Here is an 8,984-nt window from a genome sequence, read left to right as displayed (position 1 = left end):
CGTTGACCGCAGCCGCCATCCGGCCGTTCATGGTCGGCCTCATCGCGCGGATCGGCCAGCGCAAGACGATCGTGATCGCGCTCCTCATGCTGATCGCGTCGATGGTCCTGTTCAATCGCCTGCTGACGACGGACACGCCGGGCTACTACTATGTCGCTCCGCTGATCCTTTACGCCTGCTGCCTGTCCCCGTTGTTGCCGGCGGTGGGCAGCGGCACGGTGGCCAGGATCGAGCAGAACAAGCTGCTCGACGGCGTCTCGCTGTACATGACCTTCCGGCAGTTCGGCGCTTCGCTTGGCGTCGCGCTGCTGACCATTCTCATCGGGCATCGCGAGACGCTTCATTCATCGCGTCTGTTCGAGCACCTTAGGCACAACAATCCGGTCACGCAAGACTGGCTCGCGTCGGTGAGTGCCACACTAGTCGCGCGCGGCGGTTATACCCCTATCGAGGGCCAGCGCGCCGCGTTGAAAATTCTCGCCGAAGCAGGCGCGCGCCAGGCTGCCACGCTGAGCAACGCGGACGCGTTCGCCTTCATGGCAGTGGTCGGCGTGGTCGCGCTGTGCCTCGTTCCCATCATCCCGCCGACCCCGGTGGTCAAAAAATAAGGAGCGCGGCCGTGAAAACGATGACTGTTCCCACCTCGATCCATCCGCGCGGCCGGAGGCAGCGATGAGCGAAGTACCACCGGTTCAAAAACCGGCCACCACGCCGCCGCCCGTCATGGCTCCTGCGGCGCCCCCGCCACCGCAGCCAGGCGATCGGCGGTGGTTGATCCTGGGCATTCTCGCGCTGATTGTCCTGTTGACGATCGCCGCGTATTTCCTGGTGCCGGACCTGTACGAGAAGCAGACGGACGACGCCTACATCGACGCGCATCTCGTCTCGGTCATCCCCAAGGTGCCGGCTTACGTGCAGACGCTTCATGTGAACGACAATAGCAAGGTGACGGCCGGCGATCTCCTCGTCGAACTCGACCCGCGCGACTATGCCGTTCAGGTGGATGTCGCGCGTGCCAATGTCGCGGCGGCCGTCGGCAAGCTGGAAGAAGCGCGCAATCAGGTTGCGGTGGCCGACGCCAATATCGGCCAGCAGCAGGCGGAACTCGACGTTTCCAAAGCCAATGCGAAGCTTGCCGTCGTCAATCTTGCGCGGCTGCAATCCGTCGCCGATGTGCGGGCCGTGTCGTCGGAGCGGGTCGATGAGGCGAAGGCGGCCGCCGATGGTACACGCGCCTCCGTTACCGCGGCCCAGGTCAAGGTCGACGCATTACAAGCGCAGGCGAAGCTCACGCGCTCCCAGGTCAAAACGGCAGAGGCCGCAGTCGCCCAGGCGCACGCGATGCTCGAGCAGGCGACGCTCAACCTGTCGTACACCAAAATCTACGCGACCGAGTCCGGCAGTGTCGCGAACAAGAGCGTCGAGCAGGGCAACTTTGTGCAGCCCGGGCAGACGTTGTTGTCGGTCGTTCCGGACAAGCTCTACGTGATCGCCAACTACAAGGAAACGCAGTTGACCCACGTCCGACCGGGCCAGCAGGTCACGGTCCTCGTCGACGCGTTTCCGGACCTGCGGCTGCGCGGTCACGTCGACAGTATCCAGCGCGGGACCGGTTCGCACTTTGCGCTCCTGCCGCCGGAGAACGCAACGGGCAATTTCGTGAAGGTGGTGCAACGGGTGCCGGTGAAAATCGAGCTCGACAATCCTGGAGAAGCCCTTAAATTGATCTCGCCGGGCATGTCCGTCGAAACGGAAATCTTCGTGAGGGAGCGCCCGGCATGGCTCGGCTTTCGGAACTAGCGGCAGCTTGGCCGCCAAGCCTTCGTCATAGCCGCCGACGGCGTGTCACCGCCATCGCCGCTAGCGTCGCGGTATGGTCTGGACTCCTTGCGGGTTGCACCGTGGGGCCCGACTATGTGCCGCCGAAGCCAGTGATGCCGGCGAGCTACACGGAACCTATCAGCTCGACATCCAGCGCGGCGAAACAACCGCAGACGTCGGATGACGCCTGGTGGAAAGGTTTTGGTGACGCGACTCTCGACTCACTTATCGCAGACGCGCTGCATTCCGCGCCCGACCTGGCTGTCGCCGAAGCCCGCATACGCGAAGCGCGAGCCTTGCGCGGTATCGCTGGAGCAGATCAATACCCGAGTGCCGACGCAGGTGCCCAATACGACCGGACCCATGGCAGCGCCAACGTGCCGGTCGGCGTACCGCCCGGCGGTCTCGGCCCGGGTGCCAACGGCAATCTATGGCAGGCCGGGTTCGACGCATCGTGGGAGATCGACGTGTTCGGCGGCAAGCGGCGCGGCGTCGAGGCCGCTGACGCGTCGTATCAGGCGATCGTGGCGGACCGCGGGGATGTCGAGTTGACGTTGCTCGCGGAGATTGCGCGCAACTACATCGAATTGCGCGGCGTGCAGCGGCAACTCGCCGTGGCACGCAGCAATCTGTCGATCCAGCAGGACTCGCTTTCGCTGACCCGCTCGCAATTCGATGCGGGGCTGGCCTCGCGTCTCGATGTGCTGCGTGCGCAAGCGCAAGTCTCGGATACCGAAGCCGCCATTCCGACATTCGAGGCGAATGAACGCGCGTCCATTTATCGAATCGGTGCGCTGATCGGTCATCCACCGGAGCAACTGCTCGCGCAACTGGATACCCCGCAAGCGATTCCAGCGCCGGTCGCGGACGTGCCGGTGGGACTGCCGTCCGACCTGCTGCGCCGCCGGCCGGATATCCGCGCGGCCGAACGCCGGATTGCCGCCGCGAACGCCCGCATTGGCGTCGCTCAAGCCGATCTCTATCCGCACTTCTCGCTGACCGGGGTTGCGGGTCTGGAGAGCCTGAACGCGTCGACTTTTCTAACCGCGCCGAGCCGCTATTTCTCGATCGGCCCGAGCATCAACTGGCTGATCTTCGATGCCGGCAAGGTTCGCTTCGAAATGCACGCTGAAGAAGCGCGGACCGATCAAGCCGCGGCAGCGTACCAGCGGATAGTTCTCGGTGCCCTGAGGGATGTCGAGACTGCGCTCGTGTCTTATGCGCAGTCCAAGGTACGGCATGAGAGGCTTGCGGCCGAGGTCACTGCCGACCGGGAAGCCGTGACCATCGCGACGCGGCTCTACAAGCAAGGCCTCAATGACTTCCTCTCCGTGCTCGATGCCGAACGCTCGCTGTACGCCGCCGACGACAAATTGGCGCAGAGCGAGCGTGATACGGCGCTTTCGCTCGTCGCACTCTATAAGGCGCTGGGCGGCGGCTGGCACGCAAGCGACAGCCTGCGAATGTTTGAGCACAACATCAATAACGTCGGCCAGAACTTCCAATGACATAAACCGGTCGGGCAGCAAGTTTCGCACCGTAACGGAATGACGTCACGCTACGTCGTCAGCTCGTGCAACTTGCGCATGCCTTCACGCAACCAGTCGAACACAGTTCGCTCTGTATCCTTTAACGCGTCGGGCGCAGGGTTGAGCTTGTGCAGGGAGTCCTGTCGTTCGGATAGAAGGCGGCACATTTGCTGGCCGATTTCCGGCCGGCGCTTCAAGAAGGGCGTCAGGTCCATCTTGTCCAGACGATAAATGACGGTCCGCGTCACAGTCGTAATTTGCGCCTGGACAGGCAGGCCTGCCAGTACGCCCGCCTCGCCGATTGCGTCGCCCGGCCCTAAACGGGTGGATTCGACCAGACCGGCGGGCCCGTCGATGGCAACGGAAAGAACGCCGGATTCGACGATCATCAGGTAGTCCGTAACGGCCTCGGACCCGATCACGGTCTGGTCGGCCTCGTATTCGTGACGGGACAACCGCATTGAGAGAGCATCGAGTTCTTCCCCTTGCAAGGTGCTGAACAGTTCGACTTGTGACAGAAGCCGCTGCCGGCTGCTGACAATGTCCCGCTTTGGCGGCGCTGGCACGCTTAAAGGATGGAGTTCAATTCCGGCAGCGGCGAGATGGCGGTGACACAGATCATAGAGCGCGTTATTGACGGAGGTCTTCCTGGACATGTCATCGATATACGCAGTGACCTGGTATTCGATTGAATTGCTCGAAGCCTTCTTGACGAGTGCGTAAGGTGGAGGATCTTTCATCACCGTACTGATTCCCGCTATCGCGCGCTCGAGTGCACCCAGGACGTTGGCTGGCCGCTCCTCAGGGGATATCTCGAGCGAAATGGAAACGCCGTGCAGGGACGACGGCCGGCTGTTATTGGTGATTTTCGCTTTTGCCGCGACGCTATTGGGGACAATGACGATGTTGCCTTGGGAAGTGAGCAGATGCGTTGCCCGCCAGTTCATTTCGAGAACCTTGCCTTCGACGCCGTCGACCGAAATCCAGTTTCCAATGTGATAGGGTTCGGTCGTGTTCAGCACGATGCCGGCGAACACATCACTAAGCGTGCTCTGTATCGCCATACCGAGTACGATCGCCAGGGCACCCGATGTCGCGACAAGTCCGGTTACTGGCAGGCCGAGTACGAACGCAAGCGATGCGACGATGGCGGCGAGAAATACGACCGCGCCCAGCACGTCCTGGAACAGCCGCTCCCGGTGCCAGTCGCGTCGCCGGAAGAGTAAATCCAGTGTCAGTGTGAGTAGTCGCGCACCGTTGAGCCACCAAACAATGCCGAGGAACTGGGCGGCGAGATGGCGCGGCGGAGACTCTGGCCATGGCGCTGTGGCGAGGGGGCTCAGGCCGGAGCCGAACAGCAGCGCGGTCAGCAGGCCAAAGATCACTAATCTGAGCAGCAGGCGAAGGGTATCGTCGCGTGGCAACATCAGGCGCCAGAGTGCAACGTCCAACGCCACTAATACCAGTCCAGAAACGAGCGGATCTTTCACGAGACGATTCCCAATGGAGACGCAGCACCAGTGATGCACGGGCTATACCGGCGTCACTGGTCTTGTATTCTACGGTTATTGAAGCGCGTGAACCGGAAGTTCCACCGCCACATAGCCACACTCGAAATAAGGAGTGCGTGTATGTGCTGGAGGGCATACTCCGGTACTCGGTCGATGGGCTAGCCCGAGACCTGCAGCTAGGAGAATGGATGTTTTACCCCGCGTGGATCCGCCCACAACTTCACCACAATCGCTCGACTTTCGTCAGCTTAGCGTCCTATACCGGCCGCTGACGTGTTGATGAGCCAACGGCAGCGACGGCCGACGAGTTGTCAACGGCACCAGCAAACCGGGTGGCCGTTCTACCTTGAAAGCCGCGTACGCTGAGTCTGCACTGGGTCGACTGGCTGGCGCTCAACGCGCACCGCTTTTGCCTATCGAGGAGATCTTCGCGTCGCTCTACCACGGGGAGCCATGCTATTCGACTGGCGCGCAGGCGATGCAGTCGCGCGCGGCGACAGCGGTACCGCAGTCGTCGACTCCCCGGACATTGCGCCACCGGAAGTCCGGCTGCCCAGCCAAGGCACAGGCGCCCCACGCGATAGCTCGCCGCCTCACGTACTCATCCACTTGATCGAGCATCCGAGCGCCGGATACTGCATTTCGGGGCCGGCGCCGGTTTGCGCGATCTGCTGCATCGCCTCGAACAGTTCCCGGCGCGCGTCGGGAACCGGATCCTTGCGTGACGCATCCAGCCTGCCGCGGTAGCGCAACAGCAAGTTGGCGTCGAAGCCGTAGAACTCCGGCGTGCACACCGCGCCGTACGCCCGCGCAACCTGCTGCGTCTCGTCATGCAGATACGGGAAAGGCAACTGCCGCTCGGCCGCGAGCGCCACCATGCGTTTGAACGAATCCTCCGGATAGGCGCTGGCGTCGTTCGAGTTGATCCCCACGGTGCCGATACCCAGTGCCGCCAATTCGCGCGCTTCGCGCACGATCCGCGGTAATGCAGCCTGCACGTACGGACAATGGTTGCACATGAAGATCACGACGAGCCCCTTCTTGCCGCGCACGTCGTCAAGCGTATAGGTTCGCCCGTCAGTTGCGGGCAGCGAAAACGCGGGCGCGGCAAGGCCGAGTTCGCCTGCGGGAGATTCGGTAGCCATCGATTGCTCCTTGAATCACGGGGTCGAACAATTCATCATGCTTTGCGCGCCAATAGCCTTCCAGCAGCCGAAACGCTACCGAGCCATGGCCGGCGCGATGTCTTCGGCCACTGCCGCAGCCACCGGCGCAACATCAGGCGCAACATGGGACAGCTTCATCATGCGTGGCTGGAGCAGCAGTGCGACAAGCCCGCTCCAGCCGGTCTGATGCGAAGCGCCGACGCCGCGTCCATTGTCGCCGTGAAAGTACTCATGGAACAGTAAGAGATCCTGCGAACGTGGGTCGGCTTGCAGCATCGGATAAGCCGCCATCACGGGCCGCACGCCTTGCGCATCTTTGAGAAAAAGCGTGGTGACGCGCCGTGCAAGGTCGTCGGCAATCTCGCTCAGCGAAAAATTGTTGCCCGATCCCGTCGGATATTCGACGCGAAACTCATCGCCATAGTAGCGATGGAACTCATACAGCGATTCAATCAGCAGGTAGTTGACCGGTATCCAGACCGGCCCGCGCCAGTTCGAATTGCCGCCGAACACGCGCGAGTCCGATTCGGCTGGCTGGTATTGAATGCGCAAGCTCACGCCGTCACGGTCGAAGACGTACGGTGCATCGCGATGCACACGGGACAGCGCCCGCACGCCGTGCTCCGAGAGAAACTCGTTTTCATCGAGCGCGCGGCGCAGCAGCGCTGTCATCCGGTGTCCGCGCAACAACGACAGCAGCGTGGTGTTGCCCTTGCCGGGTTCGGTCCAGCGCGACACCAGCTTTGCCAGATTCGGCCGATGATCGAGAAACCACGCCAGCCGTTCGCGCAATCCCGGCAGATGGCCGTACACCCGCTCCTCGAGCACGTGAACGGCGAAGAGTGGAATCAGCCCGACGATCGAACGAATGCACATCGGCACACGGGTACCGTCCGGAAGGTGCAGCACGTCGTAGAAGAATTCGTCGTGTCCGTCCCATAACCCCGTGCTGCAGCCTTCGCTGCAACTGACCGCTTCCGCGATATACAGAAAGTGCTCGAAGAACTTCACTGCGATTTCGACGTACGCGCTGTTCGTCATCGCCAGTTCGAGGCCGATCTGCATCAGGTCGAGCGCGTACGAGGCCATCCATGCAGTGCCATCGGCCTGATCGATGCGGCCGCCGGTCGGCAGCGGCGAAGACCGGTCGAAGATGCCCACGTTGTCGAGTCCAAGAAAGCCGCCCTGAAAGATGTTGCGGTCATCGGCATCCTTGCGGTTGACCCACCACGAGAAGTTGAGCAGCAGCTTGTGGAACATGACTTCAAGAAACTCGTGATCGCCAACGCCCGTCACTTCGCGGTCGAGTTCATACACACGCCATGTTGCCCACGCATGAACGGGCGGATTCGCATCGCCGAACGCCCACTCGTAGGCGGGCAATTGCCCGTTCGGATGCATGTAGCGCTCCTTCACGAGCAGCAGCAATTGCTTCTTCGCGAAGTCGGGATCGATCATGGCGAACGCGACCGCATGAAATGCGAGGTCCCACGACGCGTACCATGGGTACTCCCACTTGTCGGGCATCGACACGATGTCGCCATTGCACATATGCCGCCAGTCCGCGTTGCGGCCGTGCCTCCGCGCTCTTGGCGGCTTCGGTTGGCCGGGGTCACCGTCGTGCCAGCGCGTCACGTCGAACTGGTAGTACTGCTTCGACCACAGCATGCCGGCGAGCGCCTGACGCTGCACGAGCCGCGCATCGGCGTCGGGGATGTCGTGCTGAAGCGCCGCATAGAATTCGTCGGCTTCGGCTTGCCGACGCGCGAAGAGTTCTTTCATGTCGAGAGGCACGGCATCCGGAGCCGCAGCCGGAGACGATTCTGGACGCCAGCGCAGATACAGCACCGAGCGCTCATGAGGCGCGAACTGCAGGTACACATGCGCAGCGGCCCTGGTGCCCCTGTCGCGCCGGATTGCCTGCTCGTCGCCGTCAACGAGGTAGTCATTGAAGCCGTCCTTGAACGGCCCCACTCCATCGTTGCCGAAAATGCGGCGCACATTCGTTTCGTTTTCGCAGAAGAGCCACTCGATCTGCTGTTGCGCCGACGCCGTCACGACCATCGTTCCGAGCGAGGGATTGTGTGCAACCACGCACACGCCTTCCTCTGTATTCGACTCCAGCGTGAGCGACGGCTTTCCGGGCTTGCTCGACCACGCCCATCTGTTGCGCGCCCAGAATTGCGGCAACACATGAAGCGCCGCGCGCTGATCCGCGCGGTTTTCGACGCTAACGCGCATCACGATATCGTCGGGTGTGTGCTTCGCATACTCGACGCAGACGTCGAAGTAGCGGTTATCGTCGAACACGCCCGTATCGAGGATTTCATATTCGGGCTGTTCGGCGCCGCGCCGCAGGTTTTCGTCGATCAGATCCTGGTATGGGTACGCGTCGTGAGGATACTTGTACAGCATCTTCATGTACGAATGCGTCGGTGTGCCGTCGAGATAGAAGTAGAGCTCCTTCACGTCCTCGCCGTGATTGCCTTCTTCATTCGTCAACCCGAAGAGCCGTTCCTTGATGATCGGATCGTGCCCGTTCCAGAGCGCGAGCGAGACGCACCAGTCGAGCGGGTCGTTGCCGAACCCGGCAATGCCGTCCTCGCCCCAGCGGTACATGCGGCTGCGCGCATGATCGTGCGGAAAGTAGTCCCATGCGGTGCCGTATTCGCTGTAGTCTTCGCGTACTGTGCCCCATTGCCGCTCGCTCAGATAAGGCCCCCAGCGGCGCCAGCGGTCGAGTTCCGGACCATGGAGACGGGCACCTTCGTTCGACTGGAGCAGATTGATTGCGCGTAGCGGTGGCATGGAACCTCCCGACCCGACATCGACCATCCAACGCGTTCAGTGCGTGAATGTCGTTCCTTTTCCATCACGAGCGCCGTGTGCGCGATGCACATCAGGCGCTCAACATCCTCTCGACGGCATCTTAATGATAAGCGCCATCGCGCTGCAGC

Annotated in this window: 6 protein-coding genes and 1 pseudogene; 4 read left to right on the top strand and 3 right to left on the bottom strand. The window is 62.0% G+C overall.

What is annotated here, in order from left to right; translation table 11 throughout:
• From GNZ13_RS36665 to GNZ13_RS36655, 3 genes and pseudogenes are all read left to right on the top strand, one after another.
• Nucleotides 1-608: pseudogene (locus GNZ13_RS36665) on the top strand (MFS transporter); the annotation flags it as partial.
• 64 nt (nt 609-672) lie between these two features.
• The gene (locus tag GNZ13_RS36660) at nt 673-1,800 is read left to right on the top strand and encodes an HlyD family secretion protein (protein ID WP_172173922.1); all 1,128 of its coding nucleotides are present in this window, start codon (nt 673-675) and stop codon (nt 1,798-1,800) included.
• Nucleotides 1,779-3,329: an efflux transporter outer membrane subunit gene (locus GNZ13_RS36655; RefSeq protein ID WP_268959222.1), complete on the top strand. Its 1,551-nt coding sequence runs from the start codon at nt 1,779-1,781 to the stop codon at nt 3,327-3,329. Before GNZ13_RS36660 ends, GNZ13_RS36655 begins: the two co-directional genes overlap by 22 nt.
• Before the next feature lie 50 nt (nt 3,330-3,379).
• Here the strand turns inward: GNZ13_RS36655 and GNZ13_RS36650 are convergent, their stop codons facing one another.
• A complete protein-coding gene (locus GNZ13_RS36650) occupies nt 3,380-4,840 on the bottom strand; it encodes a mechanosensitive ion channel domain-containing protein (RefSeq protein ID WP_172173916.1) in 1,461 nt (486 codons plus the stop codon).
• Between GNZ13_RS36650 and GNZ13_RS53990 the strand changes: the two genes are divergently transcribed.
• Nucleotides 4,768-5,133: a cupin domain-containing protein gene (locus GNZ13_RS53990; RefSeq protein ID WP_328807354.1), complete on the top strand. Its 366-nt coding sequence runs from the start codon at nt 4,768-4,770 to the stop codon at nt 5,131-5,133. The two genes, GNZ13_RS36650 and GNZ13_RS53990, sit on opposite strands and share 73 nt — an antisense overlap.
• Nucleotides 5,134-5,454: 321 nt before the next feature.
• Here GNZ13_RS53990 and GNZ13_RS36640 read toward each other — a convergent pair whose 3' ends face one another.
• Nucleotides 5,455-6,006, bottom strand: a complete 552-nt coding sequence (locus GNZ13_RS36640) for a thioredoxin family protein (RefSeq protein WP_172173913.1) — start codon at nt 6,004-6,006, stop codon at nt 5,455-5,457.
• Nucleotides 6,007-6,081: 75 nt separating this feature from the next.
• Nucleotides 6,082-8,835, bottom strand: coding sequence for an MGH1-like glycoside hydrolase domain-containing protein (locus GNZ13_RS36635; protein WP_172173910.1), 2,754 nt, complete (start codon nt 8,833-8,835; stop codon nt 6,082-6,084).
• Between the last annotated feature and the right edge of the window lie 149 nt (nt 8,836-8,984).

It is taken from the genome of Paraburkholderia elongata (assembly GCF_013177735.1).
GTDB classification, from domain to species: domain Bacteria; phylum Pseudomonadota; class Gammaproteobacteria; order Burkholderiales; family Burkholderiaceae; genus Paraburkholderia; species Paraburkholderia elongata.
This window is presented reverse-complemented; position numbering and strand designations above follow the sequence as displayed.